The organism is Bradyrhizobium sp. SZCCHNR1098 (assembly GCF_032489375.1).
GTDB lineage: Bacteria > Pseudomonadota > Alphaproteobacteria > Rhizobiales > Xanthobacteraceae > Bradyrhizobium.
Window position 1 is genome coordinate 840,898 of the sequence record NZ_JAUEXY010000001.1, and the last position, 20,288, is coordinate 861,185.

General features: G+C 64.7%; 15 protein-coding genes, 1 tRNA gene and 1 pseudogene. 12 read left to right on the forward strand and 5 right to left on the reverse strand.

The window, feature by feature from the left end; translation table 11 throughout:
- Nucleotides 1–28 precede the first annotated feature (28 nt).
- From QX135_RS03875 to QX135_RS03890, 4 genes are all read left to right on the forward strand, one after another.
- Nucleotides 29–370 (forward strand): hypothetical protein, encoded by a 342-nt coding sequence (locus tag QX135_RS03875; RefSeq protein ID WP_316178250.1) that lies wholly within the window; start codon nt 29–31, stop codon nt 368–370.
- A complete protein-coding gene (locus QX135_RS03880) occupies nt 371–2,305 on the forward strand; it encodes a hypothetical protein (RefSeq protein WP_316178248.1) in 1,935 nt (644 codons plus the stop codon). It abuts the gene before it with no gap.
- Between the two features lie 250 nt (nt 2,306–2,555).
- On the forward strand, nt 2,556–4,769 hold the full coding sequence (locus tag QX135_RS03885) for a hypothetical protein (RefSeq protein ID WP_316178246.1): 2,214 nt from the start codon (nt 2,556–2,558) through the stop codon (nt 4,767–4,769).
- A 275-nt stretch (nt 4,770–5,044) separates the two neighbouring features.
- Complete coding sequence (locus QX135_RS03890) at nt 5,045–5,497, forward strand: hypothetical protein (protein ID WP_316178245.1); 453 nt, start codon at nt 5,045–5,047, stop codon at nt 5,495–5,497.
- Here the strand turns inward: QX135_RS03890 and QX135_RS03895 are convergent.
- The 3 genes from QX135_RS03895 to QX135_RS03905 form a co-directional block, all read right to left on the reverse strand.
- Nucleotides 5,489–5,728: a hypothetical protein gene (locus tag QX135_RS03895; protein ID WP_316178243.1), complete on the reverse strand. Its 240-nt coding sequence runs from the start codon at nt 5,726–5,728 to the stop codon at nt 5,489–5,491. The two genes, QX135_RS03890 and QX135_RS03895, sit on opposite strands and share 9 nt — an antisense overlap.
- Nucleotides 5,725–5,997, reverse strand: a complete 273-nt coding sequence (locus QX135_RS03900; RefSeq protein WP_316178241.1) for a hypothetical protein — start codon at nt 5,995–5,997, stop codon at nt 5,725–5,727. Before QX135_RS03900 ends, QX135_RS03895 begins: the two co-directional genes overlap by 4 nt.
- 363 nt (nt 5,998–6,360) lie before the next feature.
- Nucleotides 6,361–6,450 (reverse strand) — tRNA-Ser (locus QX135_RS03905).
- Between the two features lie 928 nt (nt 6,451–7,378).
- Here QX135_RS03905 and QX135_RS03910 point away from each other — a divergent pair.
- Nucleotides 7,379–8,299: a septal ring lytic transglycosylase RlpA family protein gene (locus QX135_RS03910; protein ID WP_316178239.1), complete on the forward strand. Its 921-nt coding sequence runs from the start codon at nt 7,379–7,381 to the stop codon at nt 8,297–8,299.
- A 75-nt stretch (nt 8,300–8,374) separates the two neighbouring features.
- Here the strand turns inward: QX135_RS03910 and QX135_RS03915 are convergent, their stop codons facing one another.
- On the reverse strand, nt 8,375–12,805 hold the full coding sequence (locus QX135_RS03915) for an IPT/TIG domain-containing protein (protein ID WP_316178237.1): 4,431 nt from the start codon (nt 12,803–12,805) through the stop codon (nt 8,375–8,377).
- Nucleotides 12,806–13,831: 1,026 nt separating this feature from the next.
- On the opposite strand from QX135_RS03915, the gene QX135_RS03920 reads away from it, so the two are divergent.
- From QX135_RS03920 to QX135_RS03935, 4 genes are all read left to right on the forward strand, one after another.
- Entirely contained in the window at nt 13,832–14,374 is a 543-nt protein-coding gene (locus tag QX135_RS03920; protein ID WP_316178236.1) for a phage tail protein, read from the forward strand.
- 129 nt (nt 14,375–14,503) lie between these two features.
- Entirely contained in the window at nt 14,504–15,031 is a 528-nt protein-coding gene (locus tag QX135_RS03925; protein ID WP_315711949.1) for a phage tail protein, read from the forward strand.
- A gap of 62 nt (nt 15,032–15,093) precedes the next feature.
- Entirely contained in the window at nt 15,094–15,642 is a 549-nt protein-coding gene (locus tag QX135_RS03930) for a phage tail protein (protein ID WP_315774770.1), read from the forward strand.
- An 18-nt stretch (nt 15,643–15,660) separates the two neighbouring features.
- Complete coding sequence (locus QX135_RS03935; RefSeq protein ID WP_316178234.1) at nt 15,661–16,179, forward strand: GNAT family N-acetyltransferase; 519 nt, start codon at nt 15,661–15,663, stop codon at nt 16,177–16,179.
- On the opposite strand, the pseudogene QX135_RS03940 reads toward QX135_RS03935, so the two are convergent.
- Nucleotides 16,176–17,129: pseudogene (locus tag QX135_RS03940) on the reverse strand (alpha/beta fold hydrolase). The gene QX135_RS03935 and the pseudogene QX135_RS03940 sit on opposite strands and share 4 nt — an antisense overlap.
- 164 nt (nt 17,130–17,293) lie before the next feature.
- Here QX135_RS03940 and QX135_RS03945 point away from each other — a divergent pair.
- From QX135_RS03945 to QX135_RS03955, 3 genes are read left to right on the forward strand one after another with little or no spacing between them, the layout of a single operon-like run.
- Nucleotides 17,294–18,553 carry a D-alanyl-D-alanine carboxypeptidase family protein gene (locus tag QX135_RS03945; RefSeq protein ID WP_316178232.1) on the forward strand — a complete coding sequence of 420 codons (1,260 nt, stop codon included), beginning with the start codon at nt 17,294–17,296 and terminating at the stop codon, nt 18,551–18,553.
- A 4-nt stretch (nt 18,554–18,557) separates the two neighbouring features.
- Nucleotides 18,558–19,238, forward strand: a complete 681-nt coding sequence (gene tmk / locus QX135_RS03950; RefSeq protein WP_316178230.1) for a dTMP kinase — start codon at nt 18,558–18,560, stop codon at nt 19,236–19,238.
- Complete coding sequence (locus tag QX135_RS03955; RefSeq protein WP_316178228.1) at nt 19,235–20,275, forward strand: DNA polymerase III subunit delta'; 1,041 nt, start codon at nt 19,235–19,237, stop codon at nt 20,273–20,275. Before tmk ends, QX135_RS03955 begins: the two co-directional genes overlap by 4 nt.
- Nucleotides 20,276–20,288: the final 13 nt, after the last annotated feature.

The window sequence follows — 20,288 nt, forward strand, 5'->3', positions numbered from 1 at the left end:
GGCTCGCATTCGAGAAGGAACAAACGTCGTGGATATCATCGACCCGCCGCCGTCCAGTTGGAAAATCAGTCGCGAAGCGTGGGCTGCGACTCCTGAGGTCGTGCGCGCCGAAGCGCTGCGCGCGGTCGCGGAGCTGGCGCGGGGTTTCGAGAGGTACCGCCCTGCAGCCGAGCGTGACGCCGATCTGGCCGAATTCCACGCGATCGCGGCGGCTGGCGGCACGACCGTCAAGCAGGCGCTGCGCAACTACATCGGAATGGAAAATATGCTCCGCTCCGACCCCGAGGCCGGCATTGTCGCCCTGTGTCATCACATGGATCTGGACCCGGTCGACCTCGCTACGGCTGTCATCAACGAGGAGGTTGCGTGAATGGCAATCATTCGACCGAAAGACAAGACCGCCGCGACGAGTGTAGCCGCTGGCGACATCTTCCTCATTGACGGTACGACCGGAGTCCGCGCCTTAGCGGCAAGCTTGGTGCCGCTCACCAATTCGGCGAACACGTTCACCGCGGCGCAGGCGTTCGGTGTTCTTACCGCGACGTCGATCAACAAGGTTGCGGTGACCACCCCGGCGACCGGCTCGACGTTGACCATTGCCGATGGCAAAACGCTAACCGTCAGCAACAGCCTCGCTCTCGCCGGCACCGACGCCACGGTCCAGACCTTCCCGAGCACCAGCGGAACGGTCGTCACGTCAGCTTCGGTGAATGCGGTCACCAATGCGATGCGGGCGCAGATGGCCGCGTACACGCTCAAGGGTAATTCGACCGGAGCCCTGGCGAACGAAGCGGATATTGACGTCACGGCGTTGACGCTGAAAGCGACTCCGGTCGCGGGTGACATCGTTCTGATTCAGGACAGTGCGGCAAGCAACGCGTTCAAGAAAACGACGATCGGATCGCTCTCCGCGGCAACGGGCGTTGCATCGATCAACGGTGCGACGGGCACTCTGACCGGCATCCTGACGGGAACGCGTCTCGCGAAAACGGCCGCCTACACGGTAGCAAACGCTGACGTAGGTAGCAGTCTTGCGTTGGGAGGAACTGCACTTTACGCCGCGACATTCGGCCCGGCGTCAGGCTACACGGCGCCATGGGCAATCCGTGTCGTCAATGAAGACTCAACCCGCAGCAAGCAATTGCTGACCACAGTTGACGTCAGCACGACCAGCCTTGCGATTGGGCTTGGGTCAAAGGCGTTCACCATCACGGCGGGGTTGGATATCCCCGTCGGCCAGCGGGTGCGCGCGTGGTCCGCGTCCGGCAACACCAATTGGATGAGCGGCCTTGTTGCGTCCTACAGCGGTACGACGCTGACGCTCACGGTGGACGCCATCGGAGGCACCGGCATCAAAACCGATTGGCAGATCGGCATCGAGACGATGCTTTGGCCGCGGCAGTCAGTGACGATCGAAAATCAGAACAACGTTTGGCGAATGTACGGCCGGACGCGCTGGAAAGCTCCAAACAATGTAGTAGTCAACATCGACGCAATCAACGGCCTGGAAACGAACGACGGCCTTTCGACCGGCGCAGGGGGGGCCGTCAAGACCATGAATCGCGGGATTCGCCAGATCATCAAAGACGAATTTGATCTTAGCGGCATCTCGACCTATCCGACGGCCCTGGTAACGGTCCAGCTTGCCGACAATGCGACGGCGGGCGTCGCCAACGCGAACGCCTACAGCCTGGCGCACATAGCCTTTACGCCCGTTGGCAATGAAGGTCGATGTACCATCCTGATCAAGGGCAACAACTCAGACCCGACAAAGACTGTCATTTCTGACGCCACGGGCGCGGCTGTTGGCTGCTACGGCTCGGTGAACGTCGAATTGCAGGATTTGCAGGTTGGGCAGGCTGGCGCGGCAACTCCCACGGCCAATATCGGAATTCAGGCATCGGACGGTGCGAACATTCGGCTAATGGGCGGCGTCTATTTTGGAACGTGCACAGACGCTCAAATCAGCGTTGATAATCGCGGCTCCATTGCGGCGGACGGCAACATAGTTATTTCCGGCGGCGCTTCTTACTTTATTTTTGCGAATGATCGCGGAGGCGTGAACCTCAACACCAGAACCGTGACGTGGATTGCGTCGTCTCCGTATTCGCAGCAGACCGTTGCGGCGCTCGGCATGTCGTTTGTTCAACTCAGTAGCGTTAGCTATGTTAACACCGGCAACGTAACCGGGGCTCGCTACTTCATTCGAGATCAATCGACGGTGCGCACCGATGCCGGAACTCCGTCAACTGCAATCCCTGGCAACGCGTCCGGTTCGCTGTCATCGGGCGGTCAGATCCTTTAGTTGCGGCTACATCCAGCGAGGACAACGACCGTGCCAATTGCAAATGAGTTCACTGGACATGCGGCCTGATATCTCACCACGAGCAAAGCACCTGCGACTATCAAACAACTCAAAAGCAAAATGCGCACTTTTGACCACCATCTGCAATGTATCACCTGAGATAGTGGGTTTTAAGTAGCTGATCAACGGTCGCGCTAAACGTTGACATTTCGTACTAATTAGTTGCACTGCACCGCAAGGAAACAATACAATGGCAACGCCCATCAAAGATCCCGCTCTGCTGACTATCTTGAATGCTCCGGAGCCGAAGGGCGCCGTCACAGATCCGGAGTTGCTGCGGCAGTTGAACGGGCCGGGAGGCGGCGATCCAATCCACATCGGCGCACCTGACGGTTCGATCGCAGAGTTTCCAGTGGGGACGAGCGATGACACGATCAAGAGCGTGATGGCGAAAGCCTATCCGGCCAAATCCGCCGCTCCGAAGGAAGACGGCGGCTACATGAAGGCCGTGGACAACGTCGTCCGCGCCCTGGCCAATGGCATGACATTCGGCTTGGCCGACCGGTTCGCCGCAGGCATGAGCGCCGCGACGGGCGTTGGTGCGCAGCCGCACGGCGTCTCCGAACTGGTCACTGGCCAAGGTGTCGGCAATGACTACGCCGCGAACCTGGAACGCGAGCGGAAACGAACTGACGAATTCGCCGCGGAGCATCCGGTCATCTCCACGGGCGCGAACCTGGTCGGCGGAGTCGCGTTGCCGCTCGGTGCGCTCGGCGCTGCTGCGCGCGGCGCAAGCCTCGGCACAAAGACCCTGCTCGGCGCGGGTACCGGCGCGGGGTTCGGTGCGGTCCAGGGCGCGGCGGGCTCGAAAGACTGGACCGATCCAGGCCAGACGGCGAAGGACACCTTGTTCGGGCTCGGCACGGGCGCTCTGATTGGCGGTGCGATTCCCGGCACGTCGGCAGCCGTCGGCGCGGCATACGGCAAGGTCATGAATGCGATGCGCGGGCGCGTCGAGGGTATGTCCCGCGGTGCGTCCAGCCACGTCATCAAGGGCGTGGCGGCGGATGGTCCGGCTGCGGTGCGGGCGCGTCTCGACGAGCTTGGACCGGATGCGATGCTCGGCGACGCCGGGCCGGCTCTGCTCGGCAAACTGCAGGGTGCGGCGCTGAATTCAGACGAAGGGCGCTCGGTCGCAATGAACGCGCTGACGACCCGCGACAAGGGCACGAATGCTCGAATTCAGTCGGACGTGAACCGGGCGCTCGGGCCGGCGGAGGATCCGCAGTTGGCGAGCGCCAATATTCGGCGCATCCGCGAGGAGAAGGACGCGGTTGCGTATCCGGCCGCCCTGGACAATGCGCCGTCGGTCAAGATTGCGCCGATCATGACGGAGCTGGAGGACCGCATCGCGCAGACCCCGGCCGGCGGCATGGAACACAAGGCGCTCACGAAACTGCAGGAGATGCTGACCCGAAAGGAAAAGCAGCGGGTGCTCGACGCGGAGGGGTATCCGCAATACGACAAGCTCGGGAATGAACGCTGGAAAGACGTCCCGATGAGTCACGACGACGCCAGCGTGTTGCACAAGGTCAAGCAAGAGCTGGACAACGTGATCCAGTACGACGCGCCGGGGCTCGGCGTGCCGGCTGGTGCGCTGTCCAGACAGCAGGGCGCACTGAAACAGATGCGCTTTGCGATCAACGATGCGCTCGAGAAGCAGGTACCCGGCTATGCCGAGGCGAACAGTCAATCGGCGGCGCTCGCGAAACGCATGGATGCGGTGCAGGCGGGGACGCAGTATCTCGGCGCCGGCAAGACCACGCCGTCACCCGAGCGCTTCGCAATGGAGTTCGATCCGCTATCACACGGCGAGAAAATCGCCCTGGCTAAGGGATCGCGCGGCGAGGTTGAACGCATCCTCGGCACACAGGCGAATGACCTAGTCGAGCTCAAGCGCGAATTGCAGGGCGAAGGCGGCTGGAATACGGCCAAGCTAGGCACGGTGCATGGGCAGGATGCTGCCGACGAGCTGGCCCGTTCGGTCGACCGCAACACCGTGTTCCGCGACACTCACACCAAGGTCGTCGGCGGATCTCAGACCGATCTGCGCAACGCCGCGCGCAAGGAAATGAAACCGGAGCCGTCGACCGATACGCCGCTGATCAACCCGAACGCGACCGCAACCGGCATGGCCAGCACAGTGGCCAAGATGGGCGTGCAGAGCATCGTCAATGCCCTGACGCGATCGGACCCGACGCGTCATTACGGCGAGGTGGCGCGGGCGCTGACGGAGCAGGGTGCGGGGCGAGATGCGCGTCTCTTGGCGATCACGGATGCGATCGAGCGGCGGCAGGGCAATGCTGAGGCTGGGAAAAGGGTCGGTGACGCCTCGGCGCTGCTCTCGGCTATCGCTGCGAACGGCTACGCGCTTGATGCCAGTCGAAGGCGAAAGCCGCAGTGACCATGAGCGCGACGCCGACGGCGCAGAAGGTCATATAGCCGCCGAAGCTCATGACGTGCCGAAGGACCGCGAGCCCTTCGGAATAGCCCCATACGATGACGAGCAGGGCGATCGAGCAAACGACGTTTCGCAGCAGCATGGAGCGGCCCTCGGGGATGCTCCAATAGCACGCGCTCATATAGTTAACAAATCGTTGCGATTGAGTGGCGGCGCAGCAAGTAAACGCGGAGTGTCAACGTTAAGCGCGCTCTCCGCAGCTCGACTATGGTCGGTGCATGGCCGATTCTCCCGACTGGACAGACGAGACCTTGCGACCGCTTCCCGAGCTTGCGCGGCTGGCGTTCCCCGACGGTGGCGTGACAGGCGAGACACTGCGGCGCCTGGCGCGAGAGGGAAAGCTGACGGTCTACCGACCTGGCAAGTCCTATCTGGCGTCACTGGCCGGCGTCCGCGCGATGCTCGAGCAGACCCGCGTTTCGCCAGAGCAGAGGGCGCCGCGGACGACGCCTGCTGTGCCCAACTCGCTCGGTCTCACGGCCATGGAGCTGTCGAACATGGCGCTTGATCAAGCATTGGAAAACGCGCGCAGCAAGCGCGTCGAAAAGAGGCGGCTTCGCGATGAAGAACGCGCCCGCACCACGGATGCCTACCGCGAAGAAATACGAGAGCGTCGCAGAGTGCGAGCGCGTAAGAGGTATCGCGAGAAGAAGGCCGAGCAGTCACGATGAAAGCATGCGGTCCAGCGGATTCACCCTCGTGTCGTCGGGCAGATCCGAGAACGCCATGTCCAGCTTGAGGCGGTCCCACACCACACGGCCGTCGATACGCTTGGGTCGCGGCATGCGGCCGTCGGCGACCATCTCGTCGAACTTGGTGCTGCCGACGCCGATATACCGGGCCGATTCCTCGCGGGACATGCCACGAGGCGCATAGGCGATCGGGTCGGGGCGCGCGGTCATACCGGCATTCCGTAGGCTGTCCGCAGTTCGGCGCCGCGCGCTACGGCGGCGATGTCGGCGTAATCCCAGCCGAGCCCGCGCAACGTCTCCCACAGCGCTTCCTCGATACCGTCGACCCTGTATTCATCGATCGCGCGGCGCTCGGTCAGGGCATCGGAACAGCTGTCCCGGAGATCAGCGAGGGAAAAGAAGATGACGCCGGGGCCGGGCAACTCGGGGGACGTGATCTGAAAGCGGGCGAGAGACTTGCAGGCGGTGCGGCTGGCCATGTGCGTTGCTCCGGTTCGGTGCAGGGTGCTTGCCCTGTTCACTTAAATATCGTATATGCGATATATGCGTTAGTCAATAATGCATATATCGCATATACGATATTTTAGTGGAGTAAAAATGCCCCGTCCCGAGGTCTACCCGGTCAAGAAAATGGTTGGTTTTAGCGTCGCCATGCTTGAGGAAATCGAGAGGTGGCGCGCTGAACAACGTCCGATTCCCAACGTGTCGGACGCAATACGTCGTCTAATCGAGATCGGACTCGGCGCGGAGCGAACCAAACCACGCAGCTAGGGCACGCGATAGGGCACACCTCGCGCTTGATCCAATAACTGTAGTTATTTCAGGAGGTTACCTAATTCAAATGGCGGAAGGGGTGGGATTCGAACCCACGGTACCCTTGCGGGCACGCCGGTTTTCAAGACCGGTGCCTTAAACCACTCGGCCACCCTTCCATCCGGTGTCGTCTCCGGAACAGCGATACCCGCGCCATGACAGCGCGGTAGCGACGCGATCCTTGTTTAGGGTGCTGGCTTGCGGCTCGTCAACGGCGCATTCACGCCTGCCCGAACGGCATCAGCTCAAAGCCCGCGGCTTAGCGGAGTGCGAAAACCATCAGGCCCGAGCACAACACTGCCGTGCTCAGCGCTGTCAGGGCGAGAAAGCTGCTCGAAAGCAAGTCCGGACGTCCAACGTCTTGACGTCGTAGGTATGGGTATCGCATGGGCCACCTTCTACAGCTGGGCTGCCGGTCCGACCTCACGTCGATCGGAAGAAGCGGAGGACCGGACGAAGAGCGGTCTGAAAGATCTGTTGGTCGAAACTGCCGGCTTCAGGGATGCTCCTGAAGTGTCGTTCTTGAAGCGGACGAAATCATTGAAGCGGACGAGAGCCGACCATGACGTCGGCTGTCCGATCCGTCCGGAATCAGGCCCGCGAGCGGACCCCTTCAAACGCATGAGCAAGGAAGATCCCGGCGCCAACCAAGCCCATCACTGCCGTCATTGCTTCGATCATAGCGAACACACCCTGTTGCGCCCCACGTGAAGCAAACGACGTGCAGCCCTGCACAGTCAAAATGATTCAGGTCCCGGGAAATGAGAACACTCTCAAGTGAGGATTTCACGCAACATATGTGTCCAAAAAGGTGCACTCGCAACGAGGAGGCGGAGCGGAGCGCACGCTTAGGCGGCTATCGTCCTCGTCACAACCGCCGGAAAGCTCCGGTTAACCACGGCGGGGCCTACCCCATTTCCGCCGTGTTCGGGTTGCGTTATCCTTGTGCGTTGAGTTGCGGGGGACGCGACTCGCGGGGACAAGCGCGCGGCGCGCGGGGCTGATGGGATGGCCCGGCTGCGACCGGCACATTGGTAATTGGGGTCGATGGGGATTGGTCAAACAGATCCGGTCGAGAGAGCGGTGCGCAGTGCCGTCGCCGTCCTCGCCTGCCTGATGGTCGCGAACTGCGCCTCGTCCAACAAGTTCGCCAGCAAGGTCGATCCGAAATACGGCGTGTCGTCGAGCCCGCGCGTCGTCGGCTTCGGCGAGCCGGTGCCGAAGGGCGGCGGCGTCTACCGCATCGGCAAGCCCTACACCGTGGCCGGCAAGACCTATGTTCCCGAGGAGGATACGAACTATCGCGCCGAGGGCATGGCCTCCTGGTATGGCGATGATTTTCACGGCCGGCTGACCGCCAATGGCGAGGTCTTCGACATGACGTCGCTGACGGCCGCCCATCCGACATTGCCGCTGCCGAGCTACGCCCGCGTCACCAATCTCGCCAACGGCAAATCGCTCATCGTCCGCATCAATGATCGCGGGCCATACCACGGCAACCGGCTGATCGACGTCTCCAACAAGGCGGCCGATCTGCTCGAGTTCAAGGGCAACGGCATCGCCAAGGTGCGGGTCGAATATGTCGGCCGCGCCCCGCTGGAGGGCTCAGACGACGTCCAGTTGATGGCGACCTTGCGCACGGGCATCCCGGCGCCGGCACCGTCCCTGGTGCGCGTCGCCTCGGCCAGGCCGTTCGTGCCCGAGATGGGCACAGGCCGTCCGATTCGCGGCGAGATCCCGCTGCCCGAAGGGCGCCCCTATACGCTCGGCAACGGCTCGGCTGATCTCGCCTCGATCGGCGCGACCTCGGAAATGTCGGCGTCCAGCAGGACGCGGGGCCGCAACCTCGAGAACCCGCGCGCTGTGTCCTACGACCAGGACGGCCGCTACGTCTCGCAGGGCAGGGCAGAGCCGAACGACGGCGCCAACGAGGCGCGCGACATCATGAGCGGCCGCGGCCTGTACTGAACTCCGCCAAGCACGGCTTGTTCACGTGAACCGCCCCATGCCGGGGCGGTTTTGATTCCGGCGATCAGCAAAGCTTTATTGGGCCGAGAACGGCACGCGCGCTCTCGCCGAGTAGGTCCAGACGCGGGTGGTGCTGCCGATGCCGCCCAACTCGGCGCCGAGCCCGACGCTGGCGCCGCCCTGAGTCCTGATGCCGAGACCGCCCGTGGCGCGCGCCGACCAGCCCTGCAGCAGCGGGGTCGAGGCCAGACCGGTGCCGCCGTTGGCGAGCGTGTTGGCATCCTCCTTGTTGAAGTAATAGTCGCCATACATACCGACGAACGGCGTCAGCACGATGCCGCTGTCGAACCAGGCCACCGGGTAGGCGGCTCTCAGGCCACCGGAGGCGCGGCCGCTGGCGAAGTCATTGGTGCCCTGCCGGGTGCCGAGCGAATCGGTATACGCATTCTGGTGCTCCCACAGCGCGTAGACCTTGGCCGAGGGCTCGAGCAGGAAGCCATAGGCCTTGTACATGCCCGTCAGTCCCGTCGACGCCATCCAGCGCTCGCCGTTGAAATTGCCCTGCGCCGTCCCGGCCGTGCCGTTATAGCCAATGCCGGAATAGGCGACCGTCGCATCGTAGCGGAGTGTCGGCAAGATCTTCCAGCCGAGATAGGCGCCAACCGTCCAGCCGTCTCCCTTGAGCTTCCCGTTGATATCCTGCTCGGTATAGCTGAAGGTCTCATACCCGCCGAGCACGCCGATCAGGACATTCGGCGTCGCCTTGTAGGTCAACCCCATCAGCGCGTTGAGCTGCTGGCCGTAGAGCGAGGTTTGGCTTGCCTGAGTGACACCGAACGCGCTGGTCGTGCTCCAACGGTCGATGTTGGTGCCACGCACATCGGCCCAGAGCAGCCACTGCTTGTCCTCGTGCCATTTTGGCAACGCCTTCTCCGGCGTCTGCTGGTCGATCGCTGCGAAGGCATTGTCGATGCGCGACCGGCCACGGGCGGATCTGCCGCCCGGGCCGGGGTTTCCGCCACGGTCTGTAAAGGCGCTGCTGCCCGAATTGGCCGAGCTCGGGACCGCCGCGGCGTCGTCCTGGTCCCGCGGGTCAGCCGAGAAATTGAAGCGCATGCGGCCGTTGCTGGGCGTCACGAACGCGCCGCCATCGTTGAAGCCATCAGCGATGGCATCGTCGATCGCCCCGGAAATGGCCTGGCCTGAGTTCTGCGCCACCATCTTGGTGACGTTGAGCTGCAACGCGCGAAGCCTGACGCTGTCGAGCGGAACGTTCACGGTCTGCGCAAGGCCGGGTGAGGTGCTCGCCGCAAAGGTTGGGCTGCCGGTATAGCTTGCGATGATGGTGTGGCTGCCGACCGCCAGCGCGGATGTGGTGAAGGCCGCAACGCCGCCGCTCAGCGTCGCTGTTCCGATCGGTGTGCCGTTGTCGCTGAACGTGACCGTGCCCGTCGGCGTTCCACCCGACCCGGTGACCGTTGCCGTGAACGTCACGGGTTGACCGCCCTGGCTCGGGTTCTGCGACGAGCTCAGGGTTGTCTGCGTCGTCGCCGACAAATAGGTGAACCGGTCCGCGACTGAGGTCGCGGACGTCTGCCCGTTGTTGGTCACGGTCACATCGACCGCCCCGGTGCCGGGGGGCGAGGTGGCCGTAATCGAGGTCGCGGAATTGACGGTGTAGCTCGCCGCATTGACGGCGCCGAACTTCACGCCTCCCGCACCGGTGGTGCCGGCGAGGCCGGTGCCGGTGATGGTGACCGTGGCGCCGCCGGCCGCGGGGCCTGACGTCGGCGAGATCGATGTCACGGTGGGCGCGCCGATATAGGTGAACTGGTCAGCCGCCGAGGTCGGCGAGGTGCCGCCGGCGGTGGTGACCCTGACGTCGACCGTACCGGTCCCCGCTGGCGATGTCGCGGTGATCGAGGTGGCCGAGTTGACCGTGAAGCCGGTCGCGGCGGTGGCGCCGAAATTCACCGCGGTCGCCCCCGTGAAGCCGGTGCCGGTGATGGTGACCGAGGTGCCGCCGATCCCAGGTCCGGAGGTTGGTGCGACCGAGGTGACGGTCGGAGCTGTCGTATAAGTGAATTGATCGGCCGCAGAGGTGGCCGAAGTGCCGCCCGCGGTGGTCACCCTGACGTCGACGGTGCCGGTGCCGGCGGGCGCGGTCGCGGTGATCGAGGTGGCGGAGTTGACCGTAAAGCCGGTCGCCGGCGTCGCACCGAAATTCACCGCTGTGGTGCCGGTGAAGCCGGTGCCCGTAATGGTCACCGACGTGCCCCCCGCCAACGGCCCGGCAGTCGGCGCGATCGACGTCACGGTCGGTACCGGCGAGTAGGTGAACTGATCGGCGGCCGACGTCGCCGAGGTGCCGCTCGGGGTGGTCACGCGGACGTCGACGGTGCCGGTCCCCGCCGGTGAGGTCGCCGTGATCGAGGTGGCCGAATTGACCGTGAAGCCGGTCGCCGGTGTGGCGCCGAAATTGACCGCGGTCGCCCCTGTGAAACTGGTGCCGGTGATGGTCACCGAGGTGCCGCCGGCGACAGGCCCGGATGTCGGCGAAAGCGAGGTCACGGTCGGCGGGCCGATATAGGTGAACTGGTCGGCCGCCGAAGTCGCCGAGGTCCCGCCTGCAGTGGTGACCCTGATGTCGACGGTGCCGGTGCCGGCCGGCGAGGTCGCGGTGATCGAGGTGGCCGAGTTGACGGTGAAGCCGGTCGCAGGCGTCGCGCCGAAATTGACAGCGGTGGCGCCGGTGAAGTTCGTGCCTGTGACGGTCACCGTGGTGCCGCCAGCCGCCGGACCTGACGTCGGCGAGATCGAGGTGACGGTCGGTGCGGGGATGTAGGTGAACTGGTCGGCCGCAGAGGTCGCCGAGGTGCCGCCCGCGGTGGTGACGCGCACGTCGACGGTGCCGGTGCCGGCCGGCGAGGTCGCGGTGATCGAGGTCGCCGAGTTGACTGTGAAGCCGGTCGCCGGCGTGGCGCCGAAATTCACTGCCGTTGCGCCGCTGAGGCCAGTGCCGGTGATCGTCACCGAGGTGCCGCCTGCACCAGGGCCCGATGTCGGCGAGATCGAGGTCACGGTCGGTGCTGCGACATAGGTGAACTGGTCAGCGGCACTGGTTGCCGACGTTCCACCGGCGGTCGTGACGGTCACGTCGACCGTGCCGGTGCCGGCCGGTGAGGTTGCGGTGATCTGGGTGGCCGAGTTGACCGTGAAGCCGGTGGCAAGCGTCGCGCCGAAATTGACCGCCGTCGCCCCGCTGAAGCCGGTGCCGGTGATTGTGACTGACGTGCCACCGGTTGTCGGACCTGCGGTCGGCGAGATCGACGTCACGGTCGGCACGGCGGCATAGGTGAATTGATCCGATGCCGATGTGGCCGAGGGGCCGCCTATCGGAATCGTCACCCGGACATCGACCGTACCGGTCCCAGCGGGCGAGGTCGCGGTGATCGAGGTGGCCGAATTGACCGTGAAGCCGGTCGCAGGCGTGGCGCCGAAATTGACCGCGGTGGCGCCGCTGAAGCCGGTGCCGGTGATGGTGACCGTCGTGCCGCCGGCCACCGGCCCCGAGGTCGGCGAGATCGAGGTGACGGTCGGTGCGGGGATGTAGGTGAACTGGTCGGCAGCCGAGGTGGCCGAGGTGCCACCGGCTGTCGTGATGCGGACGTCGACTGTGCCCGTTCCCGCTGGCGAAGTCGCGGTGATCGAGGTCGCCGAGTCGACCGTGAAGCCGGTCGCCGGCGTGGCGCCGAAATTGACCGCGGTGGCGCCGCTGAAGTTGGTGCCGGTGATGGTCACCGTGGTGCCGCCGGCGCCGGGACCCGAGGTCGGCGAGATCGAGGTCACGGTCGGTGCGGGAATGTAGGTGAATTGATCGGCGGCAGACGTGGCCGATGTTCCGCCCACAGTGGTGACGGTAACATCGACGGTGCCGGTCCCGGCCGGCGACGTCGCGGTGATCTGGGTGGCAGAGTTGACCGTGAATCCGGTCGCAGACGTGGCGCCGAAATTCACCGCGGTCGCGCCGCTGAAGCCGGTGCCGGTGATGACGACAGATGTACCGCCGGAGCCGGGGCCCGATGTCGGCGCGATCGACGATACCGTGGGCGCGGCCACATAGGTGTATTGATTCGCCGCCGCCGCCTGGGATGGCGCGCCATTGGTGACCGTCACATTGACGGTGCCCGCCGACCCGGCCGGCGCGACCGCCGTGATCTGGGTGTTGGAGTTGACCACGTAGCTCGTCGCATTGTTCGAACCGAACTTCACGCCGCCGGCGCCGGTGGTCCCCGTGAATCCAGTGCCGGTGATGACGACCGAGTTGCCGCCCGCGGTCGGGCCGGAACTCGGTGACAATGCGGTGACGGAGAGGCTGGGCGTGACGTTCGAGAGCGAGATGGTCAGGCCACTATCGGTGGTGCCGAACGTGCCAGTGCCAACATCAGTCGTCGACGAATAGTTCAGAATGATCGTGTCGGAGGTCGTCGGCGGCGCCGTCGTCATCGTCAGATTATAAGTTACGTAGTAGGCATTGCCGTTATTGGGATCAATCGTCTCTATCGGCGTGATCGTGTAGACGCCCCCATTCGAACCAGCGATCGATGCGGACGTGTCGGATCCGGCCCCTGTAATCGGGAAACCAGTATTTGTGTCAGTTCCGCACGCATTGTACAGGCCGCTGTTGGCGATTCGATTGTATTGTGTGCCCGTTTTCGGCACGAGCGTCGCGCCGGGACCGGTGGCGCCATTGACGCTGAATGTGATCTGCGAGTTCAGCTGAATGCTCGTCGACACCGTCAATGCGGACACTGCCGTGCAATTGGCAGCCCAGGCGTCACTTGCAGCAAAGGATACGAGGCCCACGACTGCCGAGACCACTGCCGAGACGACGGCGTAGCGCCGCGCGCCGGCTTTGCCGGGCCGGGAGGCAGAGGCTGTCGCATGGGAGGACGGGCGTGCCGGCGGTCTGTCGAGCGAGAAGCCGAAAGCGTGGGCGAATGCGTACCCCATGGCACGGACCACCATCCAGATCCCGGCAGTGAGATTCACAACGCCCCCTCGCGGCCCGTCCTCGAGCTGGACGATGCCGCTGCAAATTCTTTGATAAAAAATTCGACTGTTATCGTGTGTATTAGGTCGTTTGCGTGCATTAGGCCGTGACGGTGCGCGGCGAGCAAGCAGGCAGACGATTGTTCCCGGCAAAACCCAGCCATTGCGAGCACTTTGCGACCGTCAGTTGCAGCTCAGCAACAGGGCAGTGTGTGGTGGAACCGCCTGGGCCCGCCGCGCCCTCCCGCGGCAGCACATCTTGCGTGGCAGCCGACTCAGCGCCGCTCGCTGCGAGCGACACTGCCAGAAGTTGTTGCTCTCGATGACTGCGCGTGCGGGCTTGACGGCGCCGGTTCCGCCCACTAACAATCTTTGCGAGCATATGCATCGTGACGCACTGCGTTTTTCTTATCCACCGCGCGTCGATATTCCGCGCTTCAATGACAAGGCGATCCATCGCCTGCTGCAAGAGGGGGGAGCATGCCGCTACAGCCCATCCTGGGTCAGATCATGCCCTTTGCCGGCACGACGGTGCCGAGAGGGTGGGCGCTGTGCAACGGCGCGCTCCTGGCAATCCAGACCAATCAGGCGCTGTTTTCATTGCTCGGGACGTACTACGGTGGTGACGGCGTCAGGACCTTCGGGCTCCCCGACTTGCGCGGCCGCGCAATTCTCGGGTCCACCGGCGGCAGCGGCACCTTTCCTGCCGGCATGACCAGCGGCACGGTTTCGGTGACCCTGAACGCACAGCAGCTTCCAAGCCATAACCACATCGTTTTGGCATCGACAGCGCAGGGAGCCGGACGAGGCGCTTCGGCGACCAACAATCTGTTCGGCACCAACACGATTCCGCCGGCCGGCCCAAAGTCTATTTTCGTGACCGCAGGCAGCGGCGAGGTGCCGCTGGCGCCGGGCACGAATGTCCTCAATGAAGGCAGCAATCAAGCTCATAACAACCTGCAGCCGTACCTGGTCATCAACTACATGATTGCGCTCAACGGCGTCTTTCCGTCTCGCGACTGAGACTTCGATCGCGAAGCGTTCAGCTCCAGCAAACCGCTTCCATGATTGAGCTTTTCCGAACTGCGCTTCGTGAGAGGCGACACGTTCCCGATATTGATTTGCAATCGATACTTGAAAGGGACTTCGGCGATGTCAGACCCCTTTATCGGCGAAATCCGGCTGTTCGGGTTTCCACGGGTGCCGGATGGCTGGCTGGCCTGCAATGGACAAAGCCTGGCGATCGCACAATACGATACGCTCTATGCCATCATCGGCACCACCTATGGCGGCGATGGCGTGCAGACCTTCAATGCGCCCGATCTGCGCGGCCGGGTGCCGATTGGCCAGGGGCAGGGACCGGCTCTGCCGCTCTATGTGCTCGGCGAAATCGCCGGAGAGGACGGACACGTCCTGATCGAGAACGAGATGCCCGCGCATAGCCACGCGCTGATGTCGTCGACCGTCACGGCGGAAACGCAGACGCCGGGTGCGACCGTTCACCTGGCGACGGCGTCAGCGGGAAATCTGTACGCGCCGGCAGCAGACGCCGCGCCGTATGAGACGATGGCGGCCGGCGTCGCGCTTGCAGGCAACAGTTTGCCGCACAACAACATCATGCCAACGGTCGTGGGCAACTACTGCATCTGCTTCGCCGGCATCTTTCCGTCATCGGGCTGATCGCGCCTCGTCCTACGCGCGTCGGCAGATTTCACGCTTCACTGGATTTAAGGAGAGACCACGTGTCGGACCCGTATATCGGCGAAATCCAGGCCTTCCCGTTTACCTTTGCTGCTCAGGGCTTCAACCAGGCTTGGCTGCCATGCTTCGGCCAGTTGGTGCCGATCCAGCGATTCACGCCACTGTTCGCGTTGATCGGCACCGCCTTCGGCGGCAATGGGACCAGCAATTTTCAACTGCCCAACCTCAGCGGCTGCATCACCAACAGTCAAGGCGACGGTCCGGGCCTTCAGCCACGCGTGATCGGCGAATCGATCGGGAGCAGCACGGTCGGCCTGATCACCAGTGAGATGGCGGCGCACACCCACGGTCTGCAGTTGGGGAGCAAGACGGCCGCAAATGCGGCGCCTGGTCCGGGAACGGCCGGGACCATGGCCGCCATCGATCCCATCTTCAATGGTTTCGTGCCGCTGCCGAGCACCACCACGCTCGCACCGAACGCCATGACGTTGACCGGGCAGGGCATTCCCCATGACAACACGCAGCCGACCCAGGCGCTGATCTGGTGCATCGCCTATGCCGGCATCTACCCGTCGTTCAACAACTCCTGACCGGTGAGCTCGGTCGGCGTGACGACGATCGAATCCGAGATAGTCTCACGCGACGCCCGATTGCGGCTGCGGCTTGCCGAGGCCGCCGACGAGCCGTTCCTGCACAATCTGTTCAAATCCGTCAAAGGCGTGCAACTTGCCGCAGCCGGCTTGCCGCCTGCGATGCTCGACCTCGTGCTGGCGCAGCAATTTCGCGCACAGCTCGCGGGCCATGCGGCGCAATGTCCCGCGGCGCAATCGCTTGTTATCCTCCGCGATGCCGTGCCGGTCGGGCGGCTGCTGCTCGACCGCGCGGCGCAGAGATGGCACGTGGTCGATCTCGCACTGCTGCCGGGCGCGCGCAACGCGGGTGTCGGACGCGAGATCATGCAGGCGATCGCCACGGCGGCACGGGAGCAGGGCGCCGAGGTGCTCTCGCTCGCGGTCGCGACGACGAATGAGGACGCGATAAGGTTCTACGTCCGGCTTGGCTTCCGCGACGTCGCGGACGAGGCGACGGCGTCGCATCGCACGATGGAGCGGTCGCTCGCGTGCTAGCGAGCAGGAGCCACCTCGCGCAGGAACGCAATCAGCGCCGCATTCACCTCGGCAGCGCATTCCTGCTGGATCCAGTGCCCGGCGCCGTCGATGATCAGCTTGCGCCGGAGATCCGGCAGCACGCGCGTCATCTCCTGAACGCGCTTGGCACCGATGATCCCGGTCACGACCGCGTCCTCGCTGCCGGCGATGAACAGCGACGGCTGGCGGATCTGCGCGTCCTGCCACGGCGCGGTGAGCTCCCAGTTGCGATCGATGTTGCGGTACCAGTTCAGGCCGCCGCGAAAGCCGGAGGCGCGATAGGCCGCGACGAACTCTGCGAGGTCGGCCTCGCTCAGCCACGCCGGCAGAGCGAGATCCGGCGTCACGTCGCCGAGAAAGCCTTTGTCCGGTGCGACGAACAGCGACTGCGGATCGGAGAAGCCGCGCGCCAGCATCGTGCGCATCGTCAGCGCCACGTCGCGCTCGAGCTCGGCCTCGGCCGCGCCGGGCGTTTGAAAATACTGCTAGTAGAAATTCTCGATGCCGCCGGCGCGGAGCGTCTCGAGCGGCCGGCTGCGGCCGCGGAACGGCGGCGGCACGCTCAGTCCGGCAACGGCCCTGAACAGGTCCGGTCGGAACAGCGCCGCATGCCAGGCGACCGGCGCGCCCCAGTCGTGGCCGATGATGACGGCCTGGCGCTCGCCGAGCGCCCCGACCAGTCCGACCACGTCTCCGACCGTGTCGAAGATGGTGTAGGCGCCGATGTGGTCAGGCGCCTGCGAGCGGCCGAACCCACGCATGTCGGGCGCCACGACCCGATAGCCCGCAGCGGCAAGGGCAGGGATCTGGTGCCGCCACGAATACGACAGTTCGGGCCAGCCGTGGCACAGCACGACAAGCGGGCCTTCGCCCTGTTCGCGCACGAACAGCTCGATTCCGTTGGCCTTGATGATCCGCGTCGATGACACCGTTTCCTCCTTGATTGCTCGACTTTTGATTGCCGGCCCAGGACGTATCGCACCGCGCGAAAGGCCGTGCAAATCCACGGGAGAGCGGTCTGATCCGCGGGATTGCCGAGTTGTTTGCGCCCCCCGCAGCTGCTAGATTCCCAGTGCGCTCCAGAGCTTAGCCGATGGATTTCATGACCTTACCGCTGCGTCGCGCCGGTTTCACGTCCGGACGGACGACGCGTGCGCTCATCGCCTTGGCCGTGGCGGTTGCCGTCGGCTGGAGCGGTGTGCTTTTCGCTGCCAACCAGAGCGTCCAGGGCGCGCGCAAGGAGGATGGCGGCTTCGACGGCGATGCGCCGACCGCGATCCTGATCGAGGCCAACAGCGGCAGCGTTCTGTTCGAGAAGAACGCGGACGAGCTGCGCGCACCCTCCAGCATGATGAAGCTGATGACCGCCGAGGTGGTGTTCAACGCCGTCAAGGAGGGCACGATCAAGCTCAATGACGAATACCGCATCAGCGAGAATGCCTGGCGCCGGGGCGGAGCGCCCTCCGGCACCTCGACGATGTTCGCCGCGCTCAACAGCAAGGTGTCGGTGAGCGACCTCCTGCACGGCGCCATCATCCAGAGCGGCAACGACGCCTGCATCGCGCTCGCCGAGGGCATGGCCGGCAACGAGAAGATCTTCGCCGCCGACTACATGACCAAGCGGGCGCGCGAGCTCGGCCTCACCAAATCGACCTTCGCCAATTCCAACGGGCTGCCGGATCCCGGCAACAAGATGACGGTTCGTGAGCTTGCCATGCTCGCCCGGCACATCATCCTGGATTTCCCGGAGTTCTATAAGATCTTCGGCGAGAAGGAGTTCACCTGGAACAAGATCCGGCAGCAGAACCGCAACCCGCTGCTGAACGCGATGGAGGGCGCCGACGGCCTCAAGACCGGCTACACCAAGGAAGGCGGCTACGGCATGGTCGGCTCGGCCGTGCAGAACGGCACGCGGCTGATCGTGGTCGTCAATGGCCTGGAGGATTCCGAGGACCGCGCCACCGAGGCCAAGAAGATGCTGGAATGGGGCTTCCGCAATTTCGAGACCCGCACCCTGTTCGCCGCGGAGCAGCCGATCGGCTACGCCAAGGTGTTCGGCGGCGAGAGCCGCTCGGTCAAGCTGTCGAGCCCGGTGCCGGTCAAGGTCATGGTGCAGAAGAACGGCGGCGACAAGCTGATCGCCCGCATCGTCTACAGTGGCCCGGTCAGGGCTCCCGTCGAGCCCCGGCAGAAGGTCGGGGTTGTCAGGGTTTGGCGCGGCCCCAATATCGCCATGGAGGCCCCTGTCTATGCTGCGGAAGCGGTGGGCAAGGGGTCCACGATGCGGCGTGCGATCGATGGGGTCAGCGAGCTCGTGATCGGGATGTTCCGCGCCGGGGCCGAGAAGCTCTAGAGACATGGCGGAAGCAGCTTTGAAACGTGGTCCTGGCCGCGGCCGATTCGTCACCTTCGAGGGCGGCGAGGGCGCCGGAAAATCGACGCAGATCAAGATGCTGGCGGACCATCTGCAGAATGAGGGTGTGCGCCTGGTCCTGACCCGCGAGCCCGGGGGCTCACCGGGCGCGGAGATCATGCGCCACCTCGTGCTGTCGGGCATGGGCAGGCTGCTGGGCCCGGAGGCCGAGACGCTGCTGTTTGCCGCCGCTCGCGACGACCATGTCCGCAACGTGATTCTGCCGGCCCTGAACCAGGGCAGCTGGGTGCTGTGCGATCGCTTCTTCGATTCGACCCGGGCCTACCAGGGCAGCCAAGGCAAGGTCGCGCCGGACGTGCTCAATGCGATGCAGCGGGTGACGATCGGCGACCTCAAGCCGGATCTGACCCTTATCCTCGATGTTCCCGTCGAGATCGGTCTGCAGCGTGCCGGGGCGCGGCGCGGCGCCGGAACCCCGGACCGGTTCGAAGGCGAAGACATCAAGTTCCACAAGGGGCTGCGCGAGGCCTTTCACAAGATCGCCGCCGAGGATCCCCGGCGCTGCGTGCTGATCGACGCGACGGCGAGCGCGGAGACCGTCTCGCAGCTCGTTTGGGACGCCGTGCGCGAGCGCCTGTTCACGGAAGTGGCGGCGGCGTCATGAGCGCACGCAAGGTCGAGCCGGAGATCGCGGTCCGCCATCCACGCGAAACCACCGCCTTGTTCGGGCATCGCGACGCCGAGGCGGCGCTGCTTTCCGCCTACCGCAGCGGACGGATGGCGCATGCCTGGCTGATCGGCGGCCCACAAGGCATCGGCAAGGCCACCTTGGCCTACCGCATGGCGCGCTTCGTGCTGGCCCACCGCGATCCCACCACCGCCGAGGTGCGCGCTGCCGATTCGTTGTACGTCGATGCGGGGGACCACGTCGCGCGCCTGATCGCCTCCGAGGCTCATGGCGGGCTGCTCACCTTGGAGCGCTCGGCCAACGACAAGGGCGTGCTGCGCACCGTCATCACCGTGGACGAGACCCGCGAGACGATCTCGTTCTTCGGCTCGACGGCGGCGGTCGAGGGCTGGCGGGTGTGCATCGTCGACACCGTCGACGAACTCAATCCCAACGCGGCCAACGCGCTCCTCAAGATCCTCGAGGAGCCGCCGCAGCAGTCGCTGTTCCTGCTGGTCAGCCACGCGCCGGCACGGGTGCTCGCCACCATCAAATCGCGCTGCCGCCGGCTGGCGCTGCGGGCGTTGTCGACCGACGACGTCGTCAGCGCCGCGGCTGAGGCCACCGGAATGGACGGAGCCGATCCGGCGCTGCGCGAGGCCGCCAGGGCCTCCGAGGGCAGCGTCGCGCGGACCCTGATGCTGATGGGCGGCGATGGGCTGCAGCTGCAGACCCGGACCGCCGCGCTGCTCGCGAGCCTGCCCCGGATCGACCCGGGCGAGTTGCATGCCCTGGGCGATGCGCTCGGCACCAGCGACCGCGTCGCGCTGGCGAGCTTCCTCGACAGCATCGAGCGCTGGGTGGCGGAGCGGCTGCGCGCCGCAGATCCCAACGCGGAACTGCCGCGCCTTGCACGGCTGGCGGAGGTATGGGAAAAGATCGTCCGCGCCGCGCGCGACACCGAATCCTATAATCTGGAGCGAAAACCGCTGGTTTTCTCGGTGTTCGGGATGCTCGCCGAAGCCACGCGGTAACCGCGCCGACCAT